Source organism: Streptomyces anandii JCM 4720, assembly GCF_014650655.1.
GTDB classification, from domain to species: Bacteria; Actinomycetota; Actinomycetes; order Streptomycetales; family Streptomycetaceae; genus Streptomyces; species Streptomyces anandii.
On the sequence record NZ_BMVJ01000038.1, the window covers coordinates 379 to 20,896 of the forward strand.

The 20,518-nt window shown below is 75.6% G+C and carries 17 protein-coding genes; 7 read left to right on the forward strand and 10 right to left on the reverse strand.

The genetic code is table 11. The features are described 5' to 3' along the window. The first annotated feature begins 426 nt into the window (after positions 1–426). Together IE249_RS34280 and IE249_RS34285 are read left to right on the forward strand one after the other, a co-directional pair. Entirely contained in the window at positions 427–810 is a 384-nt protein-coding gene (locus tag IE249_RS34280; protein ID WP_189711225.1) for a hypothetical protein, read from the forward strand. 39 nt (positions 811–849) lie between these two features. After that, entirely contained in the window at positions 850–1,491 is a 642-nt protein-coding gene (locus tag IE249_RS34285; RefSeq protein WP_189711235.1) for a CBS domain-containing protein, read from the forward strand. 137 nt (positions 1,492–1,628) lie between these two features. Here the strand turns inward: IE249_RS34285 and IE249_RS34290 are convergent, their stop codons facing one another. Next, positions 1,629–2,591, reverse strand: a complete 963-nt coding sequence (locus IE249_RS34290) for a universal stress protein (RefSeq protein ID WP_189711237.1) — start codon at positions 2,589–2,591, stop codon at positions 1,629–1,631. Positions 2,592–2,792: 201 nt separating this feature from the next. Continuing rightward, positions 2,793–3,398: a rhodanese-like domain-containing protein gene (locus IE249_RS34295; RefSeq protein ID WP_189711239.1), complete on the reverse strand. Its 606-nt coding sequence runs from the start codon at positions 3,396–3,398 to the stop codon at positions 2,793–2,795. A gap of 106 nt (positions 3,399–3,504) precedes the next feature. On the opposite strand from IE249_RS34295, the gene IE249_RS34300 reads away from it, so the two are divergent. Further along, complete coding sequence (locus IE249_RS34300) at positions 3,505–3,792, forward strand: metal-sensitive transcriptional regulator (RefSeq protein ID WP_189711241.1); 288 nt, start codon at positions 3,505–3,507, stop codon at positions 3,790–3,792. A 401-nt stretch (positions 3,793–4,193) separates the two neighbouring features. On the opposite strand, the gene IE249_RS34305 is transcribed toward IE249_RS34300, so the two are convergent. From IE249_RS34305 to IE249_RS34325, 5 genes are all read right to left on the reverse strand, one after another. Then, entirely contained in the window at positions 4,194–5,561 is a 1,368-nt protein-coding gene (locus IE249_RS34305; RefSeq protein ID WP_189711243.1) for an MBL fold metallo-hydrolase, read from the reverse strand. 149 nt (positions 5,562–5,710) lie between these two features. Beyond that, positions 5,711–5,998: an SHOCT domain-containing protein gene (locus tag IE249_RS34310; protein ID WP_189711245.1), complete on the reverse strand. Its 288-nt coding sequence runs from the start codon at positions 5,996–5,998 to the stop codon at positions 5,711–5,713. A 47-nt stretch (positions 5,999–6,045) separates the two neighbouring features. After that, the gene (locus IE249_RS34315; protein WP_189711247.1) at positions 6,046–7,032 is read right to left on the reverse strand and encodes a universal stress protein; all 987 of its coding nucleotides are present in this window, start codon (positions 7,030–7,032) and stop codon (positions 6,046–6,048) included. Between the two features lie 123 nt (positions 7,033–7,155). Continuing rightward, positions 7,156–9,543 carry a glycoside hydrolase family 65 protein gene (locus tag IE249_RS34320; protein ID WP_189711249.1) on the reverse strand — a complete coding sequence of 796 codons (2,388 nt, stop codon included), beginning with the start codon at positions 9,541–9,543 and terminating at the stop codon, positions 7,156–7,158. Between the two features lie 18 nt (positions 9,544–9,561). Then, positions 9,562–10,425 (reverse strand): universal stress protein, encoded by an 864-nt coding sequence (locus tag IE249_RS34325; RefSeq protein ID WP_189711251.1) that lies wholly within the window; start codon positions 10,423–10,425, stop codon positions 9,562–9,564. Positions 10,426–10,611: 186 nt separating this feature from the next. On the opposite strand from IE249_RS34325, the gene IE249_RS34330 reads away from it, so the two are divergent. The 4 genes from IE249_RS34330 to IE249_RS34345 all read left to right on the forward strand — a co-directional run bounded on the left by IE249_RS34330 (position 10,612) and on the right by IE249_RS34345 (position 18,360). After that, positions 10,612–13,299 (forward strand): bifunctional acetate--CoA ligase family protein/GNAT family N-acetyltransferase, encoded by a 2,688-nt coding sequence (locus IE249_RS34330; RefSeq protein WP_189711253.1) that lies wholly within the window; start codon positions 10,612–10,614, stop codon positions 13,297–13,299. A gap of 206 nt (positions 13,300–13,505) precedes the next feature. Further along, a complete protein-coding gene (gene adhE, locus IE249_RS34335; RefSeq protein ID WP_229859936.1) occupies positions 13,506–16,286 on the forward strand; it encodes a bifunctional acetaldehyde-CoA/alcohol dehydrogenase in 2,781 nt (926 codons plus the stop codon). Between the two features lie 899 nt (positions 16,287–17,185). Beyond that, on the forward strand, positions 17,186–17,641 hold the full coding sequence (locus IE249_RS34340; RefSeq protein ID WP_189711255.1) for a Crp/Fnr family transcriptional regulator: 456 nt from the start codon (positions 17,186–17,188) through the stop codon (positions 17,639–17,641). Positions 17,642–17,694: 53 nt separating this feature from the next. Further along, entirely contained in the window at positions 17,695–18,360 is a 666-nt protein-coding gene (locus IE249_RS34345) for a CBS domain-containing protein (RefSeq protein WP_189711288.1), read from the forward strand. A gap of 71 nt (positions 18,361–18,431) precedes the next feature. Here the strand turns inward: IE249_RS34345 and IE249_RS34350 are convergent, their stop codons facing one another. The 3 genes from IE249_RS34350 to IE249_RS34360 form a co-directional block, all read right to left on the reverse strand. Next, complete coding sequence (locus IE249_RS34350; protein ID WP_189711257.1) at positions 18,432–19,163, reverse strand: CBS domain-containing protein; 732 nt, start codon at positions 19,161–19,163, stop codon at positions 18,432–18,434. A 21-nt stretch (positions 19,164–19,184) separates the two neighbouring features. Continuing rightward, the gene (locus IE249_RS34355; RefSeq protein WP_189711259.1) at positions 19,185–19,625 is read right to left on the reverse strand and encodes a pyridoxamine 5'-phosphate oxidase family protein; all 441 of its coding nucleotides are present in this window, start codon (positions 19,623–19,625) and stop codon (positions 19,185–19,187) included. A 127-nt stretch (positions 19,626–19,752) separates the two neighbouring features. Next, entirely contained in the window at positions 19,753–20,505 is a 753-nt protein-coding gene (locus tag IE249_RS34360; RefSeq protein ID WP_189711261.1) for a helix-turn-helix domain-containing protein, read from the reverse strand. Positions 20,506–20,518: the final 13 nt, after the last annotated feature.

The following is a 20,518-nucleotide window of genomic DNA, read 5'->3' on the forward strand; positions in this document are numbered from 1 at the left end:
GACCCGGGCCTGCAGTTCCTCCAGCAGCTCGTCCAGCCGCAGTTGCGGCAGCCGCACCCGGGCTTCCCCGGAATCCTCGGAGACTCCCACCGCTGATCCTCCAGGTCCGTCCCTCGTGCACGCGGTACCGACAGCGGACCGCCGCTGTCAGAAGCCACGGTAGTCCCCGCGCGCGGCGGGTCGGCACGTGACCGGGCACCACGGCCGGGACGCCCCCGAGCAGGCACGACGCCGGGACGCCTCCGGGCGGGGGATGCGGCCGGGGACCCCCGGGCCCGCCTGCCGGGGCCGGGTGGCCCTGGGACGGCGGCGCGCGCCGCAGCACCCTGAAGATCCGGGGGACCGGCGGACCGCAGGACCGGTCGCCGGACCCTCCGGCCGGCCGGACTCACCGGCATCGGGCGATCGAGCCAAGGAGTGGAGCACATGACTGCCAGGGACACCGGCACCCGCGAGATCACCGGCGACATCCGGGTGCGGGCCGAGGGCGACGTGGACGCCGAGGCGCTCGCCTACGTCCGCGAGAAGGTCGGCGCGGCGCTCGGGCGCCCGGGACTGCCGCCCGCCAGTGGCGAGGTGCGCGTCGCGCGGGCGGCGGCGCACCACGTCGGACTGCCCTGGTCGGCGGGGACCGAGATCCGGTTGGGCGACGACCTCGTGGTCGTCCACGCCCAGGAGGCGAGCGCCCGCGAACTCGCCGACCGGCTGCAGGACAGGCTGCGCGCCGCGACGGAGCGGGCCGCCCACCGCGGGGACACCGCCCGCAGGTCGGCGACGCCGCCGCCGTGGCGCGGCGGCCCCGAGCGATAGGGGCACCGTGCCGTGAAAGCGCACACCGTCGGTGAAGTGATGACGAGCGAGGTCGTCCAGGCCCGCCGGACGACCTCGTTCAAGGAGGTGGTCCGGCTGCTGGACCACCATCGGATCAGCGGGCTGCCGGTCGTCGACGACGACGACAAGGTGGTCGGCGTGGTCTCCGGGACCGACCTCGTGCGCGAGCAGGCGGTCCGGGCCGGCGGCGGCCCGGACCGGCCTGCCACGGCCGGGGACATGATGACGTCACCGGCGATCACCATCCATCCCGAGCAGCCGGTCCCGGACGCGGCGCGGGTGATGGAGCGGCACGGCGTCGAGCGGCTTCCCGTGGTGGACGAGGAGGACCGCCTCATCGGCATCGCCACCAGGCGCGATCTGCTACGGGTCTTCCTGCGCACCGACGAGGACATCCGCGCCGAGGTCGGCGATACGGTGATCGCCGGCGAACTCGGCCTGCCCGAAGGGGCGGTGGACGTGTCGGTCCGGGACGGCGTGGTCACGCTGCGGGGGTGTGTGGAGCTGCGCAGCCAGGCGCCGGCGGTGCTGCACGCCGCGTGGCGCGTGGAGGGCGTGATCGGCGTGGTCGGATTCCTGACGTACCGGGTCGACGACTGCGATCCGGCGGTGCTGCCCGCACCGGCCGGCGGTAGGGGAACCCCTGCCCGGGTCCCCTGAGTCCGCGGTTCCACGGGAAGGGCCGCCGCGCTCGGAGCGCGGCGGCCCTTCCCGTCGTACGACCCCGTCGTACGACCGCGGGGGCCGTACGACGGTGCGGGTGGTACGAGCGCTACGACAGTGCGGCCGGTGGGCGGTCAGTCGTGGGGGACGACCGCGACCGGGGACAGGGCGTGGCGCAGAACCGCGTCCGTGACCGGACCGATGAGGGCGCCGACCGGGGCGTGCCGGGCCGCCCGGCCCACGACCAGGAGCCCGGCGTCCCGGGAGACCTCGGCGAGATGGGAGCCGGCCTGGCCGATCGCGGCCTGGGCGGTCACCGGCACCCCGGGGAACTTCTCCTGCCAGGGGCGCAGCGCCTGGGCGAGCGGCCCCTCGGCGGGCACGGCACGCTCGGCGAGGGCGTCGCCGTCGGCCAGGCCGTCCGCCGGTCCCACGGCTCCGGTCCCCTCGCCGTCCACGGGCCCGCGGCCGTGCACCACCCGCAGGCCGGTGCCGCGCAGGGCGGCCGCCTCGAAGGCGTACGCGAGGACGGCGTCGTCGGGCCCGTCCAGGTCCACGCCGACCACCACGTCGCCGGGGGCGTCCCCGGTGCCGCTGCCTTGACCGGCCCGCGGGTCCGCACCATCGCTCGCACCGCCGCTCGTGTCGCCGTCGGCCGCCGGTTCGGGTGAGCGGACGAGCACGACCGGCCGTGCGGCCCGCGCGACCACGCTCCGGGCCACCGAGCCGAGCAGGAATCCGGCGGTACGGCCGAGGCCGCGGGAGCCGAGGACCAGCAGCCCGGACTCGTCCGCGGCGGCCACCAGGGCGGCGACGGGGTCGCCGGTGAGGCGGTCGGTGGTGATGTCCAGGCCCGGGTGGCGGCGCGTCAGATGTGCGCGGGCCTCGGCCAGCAGGCTCGCGGAGCGCTCCGGGTCCGGCGGCACTGCGGCCTGGGCGAGGGACGCCAGCGGGACGACCGGCTGCTCCCAGGCGTGCACGAGCCGCAGCGGGACTTCGCGCCGCAGCGCCTCACGGGCGGCCCAGTCGGCCGCCGCGAGACTCGCACGGCGGCCGTCCAGGCCGGCGGTGACGGGGAGGGCGGGGGTGGACGACATGTCGGTGGCCTCCTTCGGTGGTTGACTCCACTCTCGTGATCCACGCGCCCGGCCAGGAGGGCCGGTGGTCCCCCACCCACCGGCCGACCGGCCACCGCCCGAGCCAATACCGGCCCCGCGGGCCCGACTCCGTCACCGCCGCCGGTCCGCCACCGTCATCGCCGCCGGTCCGCCACCGTCATCGCCGCCGGTCCGCCGCCGTCACCGGGCGCGCAATGCCTGGAGTGCCGCGTCCAGTTGGGCCGCGCCGGGGCGGTTGTGGGGCAGGCGGCCGAGCAGGGCCGCCATGCCGCAGGTGTCGGTGAGGGCGGAGAAGACCAGGCCGCCCGCGACACCCGCGGAGAGCAGCGCGCAGGCCGGGTGCACCAGCAGCGCCAGGAGCAGGCCGAGCAGGACCAGGGAGCCCGCGGTGAGGCGCACCTGGCGCTCCATGCTCCAGCCGGCCCGGGTGTCGCGGGCCGCCGGGCGGTGCAGGTCGTGGCCCGCGGCGGCCCAGGCGCTGGTGCCGCCGGTGAGGGTGGCGGTGGGCACGCCCTGCTCGGCCAGCAGCGCGCAGGCCTTCGCCGAGCGGGCGCCGGAGGCGCAGACGACGAGGACCCCGCCGCGCGCGGAGGCGTGCCGGATCTCGGGCAGCGCCCGTCCGATGTGGTCCAGCGGGATGTTGAGGGCGCCGGGGAGGTGTCCGGCGGCGTACTCGCCGGGCGTGCGCACGTCGATGACGGTCAGTTCCTCCAGCCTGGTGCGCGCCTGGTCGGTGGCGAGGGAGACCGGCGGCACGGAGGGCGCGGGCGTGGGGGGAGGGTTCACGGGAGGTCGGGTCCTTTCCGGTGGGGTGGGGCGCGGGGGGGGGTGGTCGACGCCGTCCCGAATCGGGACGTACAGTACCCCGAGGGGTATTTTGCGAGGAGTGATCGTGGACTTGGAGCTCGAGGGCGACGACCTCAAGGCGGTGCTGAACCGGCTGCGCCGTGCGCAGGGGCAGATCGCCGGAGTGATCCGGATGATCGAGGAGGGGCGGGACTGCGAGGACGTCGTGACGCAACTGGCCGCCGCCTCACGGGCCCTGGACCGCGCCGGCTTCGCCATCATCGCCACCGGTCTGCAGAAGTGCGTGGCCGACATCGAGGCCGGGCGGACGAACGGCGACGACGCCACCCTGATGCGGGCCCGCATGGAGAAGCTGTTCCTGTCGCTGGCCTGAACCGCGCCCAGCGGCCGGAGCCCATCACACCACCACGTCGGTCGGCATGAAGGCCGCCACCGCGAACAGCACGACCGCGAAGGTGCGCTGCAGCGCGGCGGCGGAGACCTTCCCGGCCCGCCGCCTGCCGCCTGCCGCCCCCGCGCCCCCGGCGGCAGGCCCGCGCCCTCGGTGAGCGCGGGCAGGCGAATGGGCACCGCGCCGGGCGCGTGCCCCGCACGCCACTCCTGCGCCTCGCGCACATCGAGGAGTACGGCCCCGCCCCGCCGTCGTGGACGCCGTCGCGCACGGCGTGGCCGGTGCGTCCGGCGGCCTCGCGGGCGGTGACCCGGTGGGGAGCGCGCCGGAGGAGACTCAGCGGCACGTGGACCACTGCTGTTTCCTTTCCCGCCGTGGGACGCTCAGACGGTCCGGACGGGCAGGCCGGCCTTCTCGGCCGACTCGAAGGCGTCGTCCACGGCCACGACCCGGCGGCCGGCCGCGTCCAGCAGCGAGGCGGCGATCGCGGCCCGCATGCCGCCCGCGCAGTGCACCCACACCTCGCCGGCGGGCACCTCGCCGACGCGCCGGTGCAGCAGGTGGACGGGGATGTGCACGGAGCCCTCGACATGGCCGCCGGCGCGTTCGGAGTCGCGCCGGACGTCCAGTACGACGATGCCGTCGTCCGGGTGGCGTTCGGCGAGGTCGGCGAAGGTGGCCCGCGGGAAGGAGGCGGGCTCCTCGCCCGGGCGGAGCCAGGCGGCCGGCCCTCCGGTGGCCGCCGCGGCCGGGCGGTCGATGCCGACCCGGGCCAGCTCCCGCTGGGCGTCGGCGAGCTGGGCCGGGGACTCGGCGAGCAGGGTCACCGGCCTGCCCCACGGCACCAGCCAGGCGAGGTAGGTGGCGAGCTTGCCCTCGGCCTCGAAGTTGAAGGCCCCCGCCACGTGCCCCTCGGCGAAGGCGACCCGGTTGCGCAGGTCGACCACCCACTCCCCCGCGGCCAGCCGGGCCGCGATCTCCTCCGGGTCGGCCACCGCGGGCGGCGTCAGGTCGACGGGCGCGGGCCCGGCGGCGTTGAGCGGCGCCATGTGGGCGTAGTACGCGGGGATGTCGTCCAGGCCGGCGAGCAGACCGGCCACGAAGCTGTCGGCGTCCAGGGTGAGGGCGTCGTTGGCCGCACGCTCCCTGCCGATGGTCGTGCTGTCCCCGGCCGCCTGGCTGGAGGAGCAGAAGCTGCCGAAGCCGTGGGTGGGCAGCACCTCGGTCGCGTCGGGCAGCTCGGCGGCGAGCCGGTGGGCGGAGGCGTGCTGGGCGCGCGCCAGCCGCTCGGTCAGGCGGGGCTCGACCAGGTCGGGGCGGCCGACCGTGCCGATGAGCAGGGATCCGCCGGTGAACACGGACACCGCGCGCCCGGCCTCCTCGAGCACGTACGAGGTGTGGTGCGGGGTGTGCCCGGGGGTCGCCATCGCCCGCAGTGTGAGCCCGGCGCCGGCGTCGACGGTCACGGAGTCGCCGTCCCGCACGGGCGTGTGCGGGAAGCGGACCCGGGCACCCTCGGGGACGAGGTAGACGGCCCCGGTGAGCCGGGCGAGCTCCAGGCCGCCGGAGACGTAGTCGTTGTGCACGTGGGTCTCGACGACGTGGGCGATGCGCACCCCGCGCCGGGCGGCCGCCGCGACGACCAGGTCGGCGTCCCGGGGCGGATCGACCGCCACGGCCGTCCGCCCGCCTCCGGCCAGATAGCTGCGGTTGCCCAGCCCGGCGACCTCGATGGTCTCGACGAAGAACACGGGATGCTCCCTTCACGGAGAAAATTACCCCCAGGGGTATACAGCCGACCCTAACGCTAGTACCCCAGGGGGTATTCCTGAATCCCGGGAGTCCCGAGGAGCCGGTCTCTCCGCGTATCTCCGTCTCTCCGTGTCTCCGGGTCTTCCTGTCAGGGCGTGGGCATGTGCCCGGTGTGTTGCGCGCCGTCACCGCGCAGGACCTCCAGCCGGCGCCGGTACTCGTCCTCGTCGATCTCCCCGCGGGCGAACAGCTCGGCGAGGAGCTGCTCGGGGGTGGGCCGCCCGGGAGCGGCGGTGCGCGGCGGCCGTCCGCGGCCGCGGTCGAGCGCGCGGAAGAGGAGCACGCCGGCGGCGATCAGCACGGCCCAGAACAGGACCGTGCCGAGGGACATGGCGAACCAGCCCCAGCCGTTCATGCCGTGCGGGTAGTACATCATCTGGATCCGCTCCCTCCGGTACGTCGGTGCCGTCGGTGCCCTCGGTGTCAGAAGTGGGGTACGACGGCCACGGGGCAGGTGGCGTGGTGGATCACGGCGTGGGTGACCGGGCCGGTGCACGGGGGGCCGGAACGGTCGGTGAGGCGGTGCCCGACGACCAGGAGCCCGGCTCCGCGGGCGGCCCTCACCAGGGCCGGCGCGGGCCGGTCGTGCACGGCGGTCACCAGGACGCGCACGTCCGGGTACCGCTCGTGCCACGGCCGCAGTACGGCGTCCAGGGCGCCCAGCCGGTCCTCGGCCCGCCACGGGTCGTCGAACGCGGCGGCCGCGGCGGTGCCGAGCGTGAGCGGGGTGGGCGGGTGCCAGGCGGACAGCACGCGCAGCCGCGCGCCGCGCAGCCGCGCCGCCTCGAACGCGAACCGCACGACCTCCTCACGAGCGGCATCGGCATCGACACCGAGCAACACGTCCCGGGACGCCTGCCCCGCACCGGCGCCGCCCTCGACCCCGGCCCGCCGCGCGTCCCCGGACCCGTAGGTGGCCGCAGGCTCGTCCGCCGCCGGAGACTCGCCCCCGGCACGGATCTCGTCCGCCGCCGGAGACTCGCCCCCGCGTTCCTCGTCCGCACGGACCAGTACCACGGGGTGTGCGGACCTGGCGGCCACGTCCAGGGCGACCGAGCCCACGAGGGAGCCGGTCGTGCCGCCGGTGCCGTGTGAGCCCAGGACCAGCAGTTCGGCCTCGGCCCCGGCCTTCAGCAGCGCCTCGACCGGTGGGCCCTCGACCTGGTCCTCGTACGGGGTCAGCTCCGGGCACACGACGCGGACCCGCCGCGCGGCGCGGCGCAGCGCGCGTCCGGCCTGGTGCCGCTGGGCCGCGTTGGCGGTGGCGCCGGTCTCCTGGCGGGGGTGCCAGTCCCAGACGTGCACCAGGCGCAGCGCCCGCTCACGGCGTACGGCCTCGTGGGCCGCCCACTCGGCGGCCGCCAGGCCCTCGACGGAGCCGTCGATCCCGGCGACTACGGGGGGAAGCATGACGTTCACCTCCTGACCCTCACACCGTCAGGGTCACTCGCCCGGTCCGCCGCGGGCAGGGACCGCCGGGCACGTACCGGGGCCGAACGGCCCATGACGACCGGCCGGCGGCCCGGTGGCGGCTCAGTCGGGCAGCAGCAGCCGGCAGGTGCGGCCGGGCGGGACGCAGACCGCGCGGCCGGGCAGGCGTACGTCGATCGGTGAGCGGTCGGAGTCGGGCACGGCGATCTCCATGCGGCCGTGCTCCAGCCGCAGCCGCACGCCCCAGTGGCCGCGGTAGCGGATCGCGAAGCCGTAGGAGGACAGCTCGGGCAGCGGCACGGGGTCGAGCCACAGGGCGCCCTCGCGGGTCTCCAGGCCGGTCAGCCCGCGCTGGACGAGGTCGAGGGTGCCCGCCATGGCGCCCAGGTGGATGCCCTCGCCCGTGGTGCCGCCCTGGAGGTCGGCGATGTCGCCGCGCAGGGCCTCCTGGACGAAGGTCCAAGTCTCGGCGCGGCGGGCGCGGGCCAGGACCCAGCCGTGGACCAGGCCGCTGAGGGTGGAGCCGTGGCTGGTGCGGTCCAGGTAGTGGTCGACCGTGCGGCGCCAGATCTCGTCGTCGAGGCGGTGGCCCAGCCGGGAGAAGAGCGAGGCCAGTTCGGCCGGGGCGAAGAGGTACCCGAGCATCAGCACGTCGGCCTGCTTGGACGCCTTGTACCGGTTGACCGTGTCACCCTCGGCCTCCAGGATCCGGTCCAGGCGGCGGATGTCGTCGTAACGCCGGCGGTAGCCGGCCCAGTCCAGCTCGGCGAGGGCGCCGTAACCCTCGAACTGGCTGACCACGCCGTCGTGGAAGGGCACGTACAGCGTGCGCGAGACGTCCTCCCACTGTTCGAGCTCGCCGCCGTCCAGGCCGGTGCGCTCGGCGAGTTCGCGCCGGCGCGGCTCGGGCAGGGCGCGCATGACCTCCAGGGCGCGGACGAGCACCCAGGCGGCGGTGACGTTGGTGTAGGCGTTGTCGTCGAGGCCCGGCCGGCCGGCGTCGGGGTAGGCGTCGTGGTACTCGTCCGGGCCCATCACGCCGAGGATGCGGTGCCGGCCCAGGCTCTCGTCCCAGGTGGCCGAGTCGGCCCAGAAGCGGGCGATCTGCAGCAGCATCTCGGCGCCCTTGGTGTGCAGGAACTCGGCGTCCCCGCTCGCCTGGCAGTACTGCCACACGTTGTAGGCGACGGCCGAGCCGACGTGCCGCTGGAGGCGTGAGTGGTCGGGCAGCCAGCGCCCCGAGTGCGGGTTGAGGTGCAGCCGCTGGGACTCCTCCCGTCCGTCGCTGCCGCTCTGCCACGGGTACATCGCTCCGCGCCGGCCGACCGCCCGGGCCGCCGCGCGGGCCCGCTCCAGACGGCGGTGGCGGTAGCGCAGCAGGGCCCGGGAGACCTCCGGGAAGTGCAGGTTCAGATACGGCAGGACGAACAGCTCGTCCCAGAAGACGTGCCCCCGGTAGGCCTCGCCGTGCAGCCCGCGCGCGGGCACTCCGACGTCCAGGTCGGCGGTGTGCGGGGAGAGGGTCTGCAGCACGTGGAAGAGGTGCAGGCGCAGGATGCGCCCGGGTTCGCCGGGCACGTCGATGTCGGCCCGGCGCCACAGCTGGTCCCAGGCGGTCAGATGGGTCTCCAGCAGCTCCTCGAAGCCGGGCGCCGCCGTCACGCGGTCGGTCGCGGCGCGCAGCGGGTCGCTGATGGCGGGGTCGCGGGAGGTGTGCAGCGCGGCGGTCTTGTCGACGGTCGCGGTGCGTCCCGGCGCGAGCCGGAGCCGCAGTTCCTGCACCACGCGCCCGTGCCCGTGCCGTGCGGCGACCGCCCCGGCCGCCGCGTCGCAGACCAGACGGGTGGCCGCGCCGACACGGATGTCGGAGGCGCCGGTACGGCAGCGCAGCCACACCGTGCCGGTGCCGGAGCCGGTGCCGGTGTGGACGTGGGTGAGGTGGCGGCCGTCCAGATCGCGGTAGCGCTCCACGCCCGCGTTGGTCACACCGCCGTCGATCGACGCCTCGACCTCGAGTTCGAGGTCCGCGGTGATGCCCTCGGCGGTGAACTCGGTGCGCAGGGCGGCCAGATGGGGGTCGGCCATGTGCACGACGCGCTGCTGGCGCACGGTCAGGGCGCGGCCCCGCCCGAGCCCGTAGCGGGTGCGGCGCTCCAGCAGGCCGGCGTCCAGGTGAAGGATCTGGCGGTGGGCGAGGACGGGTGCCGTGTCCGGGGTCAGCCAGGCGCCGCCCGGGACGCGGAAGCGCAGGGGCAGCCAGTTGGGAAGGTTGACCAAGTCCTCGTTCTCCACCTCCCGGCCGGCGACGCGGGAGACGAGCCGGTTGTAGCACCCGGCGACATAGGTGCCCGGGTAGTGCACGTCGTCCGCGTCGCACTCCGGCAGGGCCCCGCGGGTGCCCAGGTAGCCGTTTCCGAGCGTGCACAGGGCCTCCCGCAGGCGCTCCCGCGCCGGGTCGTAGCCGTCGTACGACCAGGTCCACGCCGTCACCGCCCCCGCCACCGGGGTTCACACCCGCTGGGGCACCACGGCCACCGGGCACTGCGCGTGGTGCAGCAGCGTGTGGCCGGTCCGGCCGAACTGGAGGCCGAGGTGGCCCACCCTGCGGCGGGCGCCGACGATCACCAGGTCGGCGGCGGCCGAACGGTCGACGAGCACCCGGTGCGCCGGTCCCTCGACCGCCGCGGGGCGCACCCGCACGTCCGGATACTCGGTCATGACGTCGCGCAGCAGTTCGTCCAGGACGGCGGTGGCGTGCTTCTCGGGTTCCCCGGCCGGTTCCCCGTCCCCGGGGGCCGGGTGCGAGGGGCCGCGCCAGGCCCGTACGACGTCGAGGACGCAGTCGCGTGCCTCGGCCTCGCGGAAGGCGAACCGTACGGCGTCGGCGGCGGTGCCGGGGTCTCCGGCGCCGAGCAGGATCCGCTCGTGGGTGCCGGCCAGGCCCGCCGGGTCGCCCCGGACCACGACCACCGGGCAGTGCGCGCGGCCCGCCACGGCCAGGGAGACCGAGCCGAGGAGCATCCCCTTCAGCTCACCGCGGCCGCGGCTGCCGGTGATCAGCCCGGCGGCGTTGTCGGCCTCGCCCAGCAGGGCGGACACCGCGTCCTCGGGCAGGATGTCGGTGGTCACCTTCACCTCCGGCGCGCGCCGCTGGGCGCGCTCGGCCGCGGAGGCCACCACGTGCTCGGCCATGACCTGCTCGGAGGGGCGTTCCACGCTGCCGGTGGGGACCGCGCCCTCGTAGCGCTCCCAGAGGGAGGCGTACACCAGCCGCAGGGACAGCCCGTGCCGGGCGGCCTCGTCCGTGGCCCAGTCGACCGCCCGCAGACTCGCGTCGGATCCGTCGACGCCCACGACCAGGGGCAGTTGCATCGTCCTCACCGCCTTCCACCGGGCTGCCACGTCGTGCGGCAAGAGTTCCCGCTCTGCCACGGTCCCACCGCCCGCGCGCCCGCGCATGGGCACTTCGGCCCCCAGGGGTGGCCGGTCGGGCCCTGGGACGGGGCCGGGCGGGGGCGGAGGCTTGAAGACATGGCTTCGCCAGGGGAGGAGCGCGCGATGACCGACACCGACCGGCCGCCGGTGCACGCACTGCTGACCGACGGCACCACCGTACGGATCCGGCGGGCGGGTCCGGACGACCACGACCAGGTGCTGCGCCTGTACGAACAGATGTCCGACGCCAATCTGAGGCTGCGGTTCTTCTCCGTCAGCCGCACCTCCGCCCGGCAGGGCGCCGACCGGGTGGCGGGACCCCGCCGGCCCGGCTACCGGGCCCTGGTCGCCGAGCACGACGGACGGCTGGTGGGCCTGGCCGAGTACGAGACCGACCCGCACGGCCCCACCGCCGACGTGGCCCTCGCCGTCGCCGACGACTGGCACCACCGGGGTGTGGCCACCCTGCTCCTGGAACACCTCGCGGACGCCGCCCGGGACGCGGGCGTCAGCGCGTTCACCGCCGACGCCCTCGCCGAGAACCACGAGGTGCTGAAGGTCTTCCACGACCTCGGCCTGCGCGTCACCCGCCGCTACGACGGGCCCGAGGTGCACTGCGTGGTGCAGCTCACCGAGGACGAGGACTACCTGCGCGCGGTGGACGCCCGCGGCCGGCTGGCCGGCGCGGTCAGCCTGCGGCCGCTGCTGCGCCCCCGGTGCGTCGTCGTGATCGGCGCCGGCCGCCGGCCCGGCTCGGTGGGCCGCGCGATCCTGCGCAACATCCGCACCGAGTCCTTCACCGGCCGCCTCTTCGCCGTGCACCCGCAGGCCGGGTCGGTGGCCGGGGTGCGCGCGTTCCCGTCCGTGGCCGCGCTGCCGAGGGTGCCCGACCTCGCGGTCGTCGCGGTGCCCGCCGCGGCCGTGCCGGAGGTGGCCGAGGAGTGCGGCCGGGCCGGCGTCGGCGCGCTGCTCGTCGTCTCGGCCGGCCTGGACGCCCGCCAGGCCGGGGCGCTGCTCGCCGCGTGCCGCAGGTACGGGATGCGGCTCGCCGGGCCCAACTGCCTGGGCCTGGCCAACACCGAGGACGGTATCCGCCTGGACGCCACCTTCGCCGCCCGCCATCCGGGGTCCGGCACGGCCGGGGTCGCCGTGCAGTCCGGCGGGGTCGGCATCGCGCTGCTCGACGGTCTGGCCCGGCTCGGCATCGGCGTGTCGACCTTCGTCTCGCTGGGCGACAAGTACGACGTCAGCGGCAACGACCTGCTCCAGTGGTGGGAGGGCGACGGGCGCACCGACCTGGCGCTGCTGCACCTGGAGTCCTTCGGCAACCCGCGCGCCTTCTCCCGTACGGCGCGCAGGGTGGCCCGTACGATGCCGGTGCTCACCGTCGACGCGGGACGCTCGGAGGCCGGGCGCCGGGCCGCGGCCTCGCACACGGCGGCGGCCGCCACCCGCACCATGACCCGGCAGGCGCTGTTCACCCAGGCCGGTGTCACGGCCACCCGCACGATCGGCGAACTCCTCGACGCGGCCGCCCTGCTGCACTCCCAGCCGCTGCCCGCCGGCACCCGGGTCGCGGTGGTCACCAACGCGGGCGGGGCGGGCGTACTGGCCGCCGACGCCTGCGCGGACGCCGGGCTCGCGGTGCCGCCGCTGCCCGCCCAACTGGTCGACGAACTCCTCCAGTCGCTGCCCGAGGGCGCCGGCGCCGCCAACCCGGTGGACACCACCGCCGCCGTCGGCGAGGAGGCGCTGCGCGCCTGCGTGGACCGGCTGGCCCGGCACGGCGCGGTCGACGCGGTGCTGGTGGTCCTCGTGCCCACGGCGGTCGCCGCGGCGACCGGGGAGGACCTGGTCCGGGCGCTCACCGAGGGCCGGGAGGCCGCACCGCGGCCCGTGGTCGCGGTCCTGCCCGCGCAGGCGGCCCGGGTGGAACTGCCGGCCGTCGAGGGCGGCGGCCGGATGCCCGCCTACTCGGACGCGGAGGACGCCGCGCGGGCCCTGGCGCACGCGGCGGCGCGCGCCCGCTGGCTCGCCGAACTGCCCGGTTCCGTCGCCGAGCTGGACGACGTGGACAGTGCGCGGGCGCGGACGGTCGTCGCCTCGTTCCTGGCCGAGCACCCAGAGGGCGCCTGGCTCGACCCGCGGACCACCGCCGAACTCCTCGGCTGCTACGGCGTTCCGCAGCTGCCGTGGGCCTGGGCGCGGAACGAGGACGAGGCGGTCGCGGCGGGGCGGCGGCTGGCCGGGCCCGACGGGCGGGTGGTGATGAAGGCGTACTGGCCGGGGCTGGTGCACAAGAGCGAGCAGCACGCCCTGCACCTCGATCTGCAGAACGCCTCCCAGATCCGGGCGGCCCACCGGGACCTGGTGACGCGGTTCGGCGACCGGATGACCGGCGTGGTGGTGCAGCCGCTCGCCGAACGCGGCACCGAGCTGTTCGCGGGCGTGGTGCAGGACGAGGTGTTCGGGCCGCTGGTCGTCTTCGGGCTCGGCGGGACGGCGACCGAGCTGCTCGCCGACCACGCCGGGCGGCTCGCCCCGCTGACCGACCGCGACGTGCGCGAGCTGATCACCTCCCCGCGCTGCTCCCCGCTCCTCTTCGGCTACGCCGGCACCCCGGCCGTCGACCTGGAGGCCCTGGAGCAGCTCCTCCACCGCCTGTCCCGCATGGCCTGCGACCTCCCCCAGCTCGCGGAGGCCGACCTCAACCCGGTCCTGGCCGGCCGCACCGGCGTCACCGCGCTCGACGCCCGCGTCCGCCTGGTCCCGCGCCTCCCCCACGACCCGTACCTGCGCCGCCTGCGCTGACCGCGCACGGCGGGCGGTGCGTTGCGGGCCGGGAGGCTCCCGTTTCAAGGACGTTCGGGCTCGGCAGGGGACCATCGGCGGCTGCACGGCGAGGGGCGGGAGCGGAACAGTGGAGTCAGGGAGCGGCACCGATCCCCCGCGGTGCCGCTCCCGTCCCATGCGCCGCCGTACGTCCACGGCGGCCCTGACCGTGGAGGCTCAACCCCATGACCCGACAGGACACCGGGGCCCCGAGCGCGGCCGCCGACGCCACACCGGTCCAGGCGGCGCCCAACGACGCACCCGCCGAGGCACCTACCGAGGCACCCGCCGGCCCGACCGCCGAGGTACCCGCCGGCCCGACCGCCGACGCGCCCTCGGGCCCGACCGCCGACGTGCCCTCGGAGACCGCGATCGCCGTCGACCGGCTGGTGCGGGCCGGTCTCAAGGCGCTCGCCGACTACGAGTCCCTCACCCAGGAACAGGTCGACCACATCGTCAAGAAGGCCTCGGTCGCCGCCCTGGACCAGCACACGGCGCTCGCCCGCCTGGCGGTGGAGGAGACCGGCCGCGGGGTCTTCGAGGACAAGGCGGCCAAGAACCTGTTCGCCTGCGAGCACGTCACGCACAGCATGGGCCCCATGAAGACCGTCGGCGTGATCGCCCGCGACGACGTCGAGGACATGATCGAGATCGCCGAACCGGTCGGCGTGGTCTGCGCGGTGACTCCGGTGACCAACCCGACCTCGACGACCGTCTTCAAGGCGCTCATGGCGCTGAAGACCCGTAACCCCGTGGTGTTCGCCTTCCACCCCTCCGCGCAGCGGTGCAGCGCCGAGGCCGCGCGGATCGTGCGCGACGCGGCGGTGGCCGCGGGCGCGCCCGAGCACTGCGTGCAGTGGATCGAGTCACCGTCCGTGGCCGCCACCCGCACCCTCATGGAACACCCCGGCGTCTCCCTCATCCTCGCCACCGGCGGCAACGCCATGGTCAGGGCCGCCTATTCGGCGGGCAAGCCCGCACTCGGCGTGGGCGCCGGCAACGTCCCGGCGTACGTCCACCGCAGCGCGAAGCTGCGCCGCGCCGTCAACGACCTGGTGCTGTCGAAGTCGTTCGACAACGGCATGATCTGCGCCTCCGAGCAGGCCGTCATCCTCGACACCGAGATCTACGACGACGCCCTGGCCGAGTTCCGCCGGCTCCACGCCCACCTGGCCACCCCCGAGGAGAAGGCCAAGCTGGAGGCCTTCCTCTTCCCGCCGGCCAAGGAGCCGGACGGCGCGGCCTGCGAGCCGCGCGTCAACTCCGCCGCCGTGGGGCAGAGCCCGGCGTGGATCGCCGAGCGGGCCGGGTTCGCGGTGCCGGAGGGCACGTCCGTGATCCTGGTGGAGGCCGGGCGGGTCGGCCCCGACGAGCCGCTCACCCGGGAGAAGCTGTGCCCCGTGCTGGCCGTGCTGCGCGCCGGGGACGAGCGGCAGGGCTTCGACCTGGCCGCCGACATGGTCGCCTTCCACGGGCAGGGCCACAGCGCCGTCATCCACGCCGAGGACCCGGCGCTGGCCGAGGCCTACGGGCGGCGGATGAAGACCGTCCGGATCATCGTCAACGCGCCCTCGTCCCAGGGCGCCATCGGCGGCATCTACAACAGCCTGCTGCCCTCGCTGACCCTGGGCTGCGGCTCGTGGGGCAGCACCTCGGTCTCCAACAACGTCTCCGCCGCCCAGCTGCTGAACGTCAAGCGGGTCGGCGTGCGGCGCAACAACCTGCAGTGGTTCAAGGTGCCCCCGAAGATCTACTTCGAGCCGCAGTCCATCCGCTACCTGTCGAGCATGCCGGACGTCCACCGCGTCACGGTCGTCACCGACGCGACCATGACCCGGCTCGGCTTCGTCGACCGGATCACGCGGGTGCTGCAGCGGCGCGCGGAACCGGTCACCGTCCAGATCATCGACAACGTCGAACCGGAGCCGAGCATCGACTCGGTGCGGCGGGGCGCGCGGCTGATGGGCGACTTCCGCCCGGACACCATCATCGCGCTGGGCGGCGGCTCGCCGATGGACGCGGCGAAGGTGATGTGGCTGCTGTACGAGCAGCACGTCGCCGGCCGGGACGTCGACTTCGCGGACATGCGGCAGAAGTTCTCCGACATCCGCAAGCGGGCCTTCCGCTTCCCGACGCTGGGGAAGGTGGCGCGCCTGGTCTGCGTCCCCACCACCTCGGGCACCGGCGCGGAGGTCACACCGTTCGCGGTCATCTCCGACCCGGCGAGCGGCAAGAAGTACCCGCTGGCCGACTACGCGCTCACCCCGAGCGTGGCCATCGTCGACCCGCTGCTGACCACCGCGCTGCCTCCGGCGCTCGCCGCCGACAGCGGCTTCGACGCGCTGACCCACGCCATCGAGGCGTACGTCTCCGTCTACGCCAACGACTTCACCGACGGGCTCGCCCTGCACGCCGTCCGCCTGATCTTCGCGAACATCGAGGCGGCGGTGAACGACCGGGCCGGGAGCGCGGAGGCGCGGGAGCGGATGCACAACGCGGGCACCATCGCGGGCATGGCGTTCGGCAACGCCTTCCTCGGCATCGTGCACGCCATGTCGCACACGCTGGGCGCCACCTTCCACGTGGCGCACGGCCGCACCAACGCGATCCTGCTGCCGCACGTGATCCGCTACAACGGCACCGTCCCCTCGAAGCTCACCGGCTGGCCCAAGTACGAGCACTACCGGGCCCCCGAGCGCTTCCAGGACATCGCCCGCACCCTCGGCCTGCCCGCCGCGACGGCCCAGGAGGGCGTGGAGTCCCTGGCCCGGGCCGTGGAGGAACTGCGGGACAAGGTGGGCATAGAGCCGTCGTTCCAGGCCGTCGGCGTCGACGAGCAGTCCTTCCTGGCCTCACTGCCACAACAGGCCCTCAACGCCTACGAGGACCAATGCGCCCCGGCCAACCCCCGCATGCCCATGCTCACCGACATGGAAAACCTCATGCGCACGGCGTACTACGGCTGACCGCCGGCCGCCACCGGCGTCCTGTGCCGGTGGCGGCCGAGGGCGGCACGCCGCGCCGGCTGCCGGCCGGCCTCGGCGGGCCATGCCGGTCACCGGCCGACGCCGGCGGCCCATGCCGGTTGTCGGCGCCGGCCGAGGGCGGCCCGCCGCCGGCCCTTGGCGCGGCCGCTCCCGCCCCCCGCCCGGTAGCCAACGGCGGGCCGCCCGCGGGGCCGTGACCGGTGCCCCGGAGCCGGGCCGGCGCCCCGCGCCCGGTCCCGCGGGACGCCCCGGTGACCGGACGGCCGGTGGCCGGCGACCCGGTCCCAGGGCCGGTGCTACGCGCCGGTCCAGCGGCCCTCGGCGCGGCCGCTCCCGCGGCCCCTGCCCGGTGGCCCACGGCGACCCTCCAGTGACCGGCGCCGGGGCCCGTGGTTCACGCCCGGGGCTGCGGCCCTTGGCATGGCCGTTCCCGCCGCCCCCTGCCGGACAACCAACGGCGGGCCGCCCGCGGCCCGAAGGCCGGCGGTGGGGCGCCCGTGGCCGGTGCCCCGGAGCCCCGGCCGGAGCCCCGCGCCCGGGCCCGCGGGCCGTCCCGGTGGCCGGTCAGGGGCCGGGGGCGGGGCAGGGCCGAATGGCCCTGGTGGCCGGGGCGGGGTGGGTGGTGTGCTTGGGGGGACGGGAAGGGCCCCTGGAAGGCGCGGAGCAGCGGCGGGAGCCGTGCACCGCGCGATCAGGATCCGCGAGAAGCGGGTGGCGCTTCCCGTCGACCAGTGTCCGGCCCCGGTCCGTCCGCGGGGGCCGGACGACCCCGGGCCGGGTCCGGGCGGCCCGTGGCGCCACGGCCCGTCCCGGCGGAGCCTGGAAGCAGTGGGACCACCGTCCGACCACACGCTCGGCGGACGAAAGGAGCCGGTGCGATGACGTCCACCACCACCCTGGCCACGGCCCTGCCGGCCGAACACCGCGAACGGCTGATGGGCCTCGCCCGCGAGGTGTCCTTCGGCGTCGGCAGCCGTCTGTTCGAGGAGGGCCGGCACGCCGACCGGTTCTGGATCATCAGGACCGGGACCGTCTCCCTCGACCTGCACGTCCCCGGCCGGCGTTCCCCGGTCATCGAGTCCCTGGGCCACGGCGAACTGGTCGGCTGGTCCTGGCACTTCCCGCCGTACGTCTGGCAGCTGGGCGCCGAGGCCATGAGCCCGGTGCGGGCCTACGAGTTCGACGCGGACAAGGTGCGGGCGCTGTGTGCCGAGGACGCCGAGTTCGGCCGCGCGGTGGCCGACTGGGTCGGCCGGGTGGTCGCCCACCGGCTGCACTCGGCCCGGATCCGGCTGCTCGACCTCTACGCCCCCTACGGCAGCGGCGGCAGGTGACGGACGGCTCCCGCGCCGTGCGGCGAGCGCACGGGCAGACCGAGGAGGAGACCATGCACGGCAGCCCGCACATCGTGAGCGACGTCATGACGCACACCGTCGTGGCGGTGGGGCGCGACGCCCCGTTCAAGGACATCGTCAACCTGATGGGACAGTGGAAGGTCAGCGCGCTGCCGGTGCTGGAGGGCGAGGGCCGGGTGATCGGCGTCGTCTCCGAGGCCGACCTGCTGCCCAAGGAGGAGTTCCGCGACAGCGACCCCGACCGGTTCACGCAGCGCGCCCGCCTGACCGACCTCGCCAAGGCCGGTGCGCTGACCGCGCGGGAGCTGATGAGCACCCCGGCCGTGACCGTCCACCCGGACGCCACGCTCGCCGAGGCGGCCCGCACCATGGCCCAGCGCAAGGTCAAGCGGCTGCCCGTCGTCAATGAGCAGGGGATGCTGGAGGGCGTCGTCAGCCGCAGCGACCTGCTGAAGGTGTTCCTGCGCACGGATGACGACATCGCCGAGGAGGTCCGCCACGAGGTCGTGGCCGAACTCTTCCCGGCCCCCGTCGAGCCGATCGAGGTGAAGGTGAGCGACGGCGTGGTCACGCTGACCGGCCGCATCCGCGACACCTCCATGGTCCCGGTCGCCGCCCGCCTGGTGCGCGCGATCGAGGGCGTGGTCGACGTCGAGTGCCACCTCACCAGCGCCTCGGCCCTCACCGGGACCCGGTGAGGACGGCCTCGTAGGAACCGCCGGGCCGCCGCCGCACCTGGAAGTGCGGCGGCGGCCCGGCGGTCGGGGGTTCAGGGCGCGGTGCCGTGGGCCGGGTGCGGCTCGGCCTCCAGGTCCGGTTCGAGCACGGGGCGGCGGGGCGGCCCGGTGAGCATGCACCGTACGTCCACCACGCCGTCGACGGAGCGCACCAGGCGTACCGCGAGCGGCACCAGGGAGGTGTCGGGCACCTGCCCGGCGAGGGTGACCACGCCCTCGCGCACGGACACCCGCACCGACCCGGGCGGCACGGGGAACCGGCCCGCGACGACCTCACGGCGTACCTCCTCGGCGATGTCCTCGTCCGTGCGCAGGTACACCTTCAGCAGATCGGAGCGGCTGACGATGCCGGCGAGCACGCCGTCGTCGCCCACGACGGGCAGCCGCTTGACGCCGTGCTGGGCCATCAGACGCGCGGCCCGGCCGAGGGTGGCGCCGGCGGGGACGGTGACGGCGGGGGTGTTCATCAGCTCCTCCGCGGTCACCGCCCGGGCCTTGGCCGACTCCGCCGGGAGCCGGGGCACGCCCGGCAGCTCGGCCCCGCCGCCGTGGCGCTCCGCCTCGTAGTCCTGGTACTCCTCCTTGTGCAGCAGATCGGCCTCGGAGACGACGCCGATCACCCGGCCCCGGCCGTCCAGCACGGGCATCGCGCTGACGCCCCACTGCTCCATCGTGCGCACGATCTCCTTGAACATCGCGCCGCCGGCCAGGGCGACCACGGTCCGGGTCATCACGTCGCCGACGGTGTACTGGGAACCCTCCATGGCTGCCTCCCGTTCGCTCGGTCAGAAGAAGGCGTCGAGGCCGTACATGCTGAAGCCGCCGACGAGTTCGCGCCCGGTGACCAGCTCCGGTTCGATACGGACGAAGACCTCCCGGGGCGAGGGCGCCCAGGAGCTGGGACCGCCCCGCACCAGGCGCCGGTGCTCGCCGGGGTCGGTCACCACGGCGGCGGGGCCGGTGACGACGACGCTCCAGCCGGAGTGGGCGAGCGGGTCCACCTCGTCGGCCTCGAAGGCGACGACGGCGCCGTCGACCGCGCGGGCCAGTTCCGAGGCGGCCGAGGTGCGCAGCAGCACCGCGCCGTCGCCGTCCAGGCCGAAGTTGACCGGGAGCACCGCGGGCAGTGCGTGCCGCGTGTGCACGATCCGGCCCACCGGTGCCTTGGCCAGCAGCCGCAGGCACTCCTGCCGTTCCAGTTCGCGGATTCCGTCGTTGCGATACATGAGCCGGTCCGTCTCTCCAGCTGGTTCGGCCCGTACGGCCGCTCCGGTTTCCCTGCCTCCATCGTCCGGGCGGCCCGGGCTCGGCAGGAGGGCCGTCGGTCCCGGGCGGTGCGGAGAACGGCCCGGTTCAGGCCGCGATCCGGCGGCCGGTGACGGTGAGCGGCTCGATGCGCACCCACTCCTCCCGCCGGCCGCCCGCCCAGGGCACACCCTGCGCGCGCTCTGCGAGCCGGCCGGCCTCGTCGGGGTCCGTGACGGCCCGGGCACGGCCGCGCACCAGTACGCTCCAGCCCTCACCGAAGGCGTCGTCGATGCGGTCCGCCTCGAAGGCCACCCGGCGGCCCGATGCCTGGAACGTGGTCGTGCCGGGCGCGGTGCGGAAGACGATGTCGCCGTCGACGACGCTGTAGTTGACGGGCACGATCACCGGCCCCGAGCCGGTCTCCACCGCCACGCGCCCCACGCCGCGGGTGCCGAGCAGGGCACGGCACTCCGCCTCGCTCAGCTCGGTGAAGCGGGGCGTGCGCGTGGCGGGCCCGGCGCCGGGCGGCAGGTCGGCGGCGCCGCCGGTGAGCTCGGGCACCGTGGTGTGCAGCACGGCGGCGAGCCGGCCGAGCACTCCGGCGCCCGGCGCGGCCAGCGGCCGTTCCTCCAGGTAGGCGAGGTAGCTGGGCGCCATGCCCGCGAGGGCGGCGGTCTCCCTGCGGGTCAGGCCCAGTTCGGCCCGCCGCCGGGCGAGATGCCGCCCGAGGTGACCGAGCGGCCCGCGCTCCCCCGCCACCGCGGCCGGCCCGCGCTCGCCCGCCCCGGCCGGCGCGGGTTCCTGCGCCACCTGCGCCGGCCCCGGCCCGGGCTTCCCGGGCGCCGTCTGTCCCGTCATCGCCGGTCCTGCC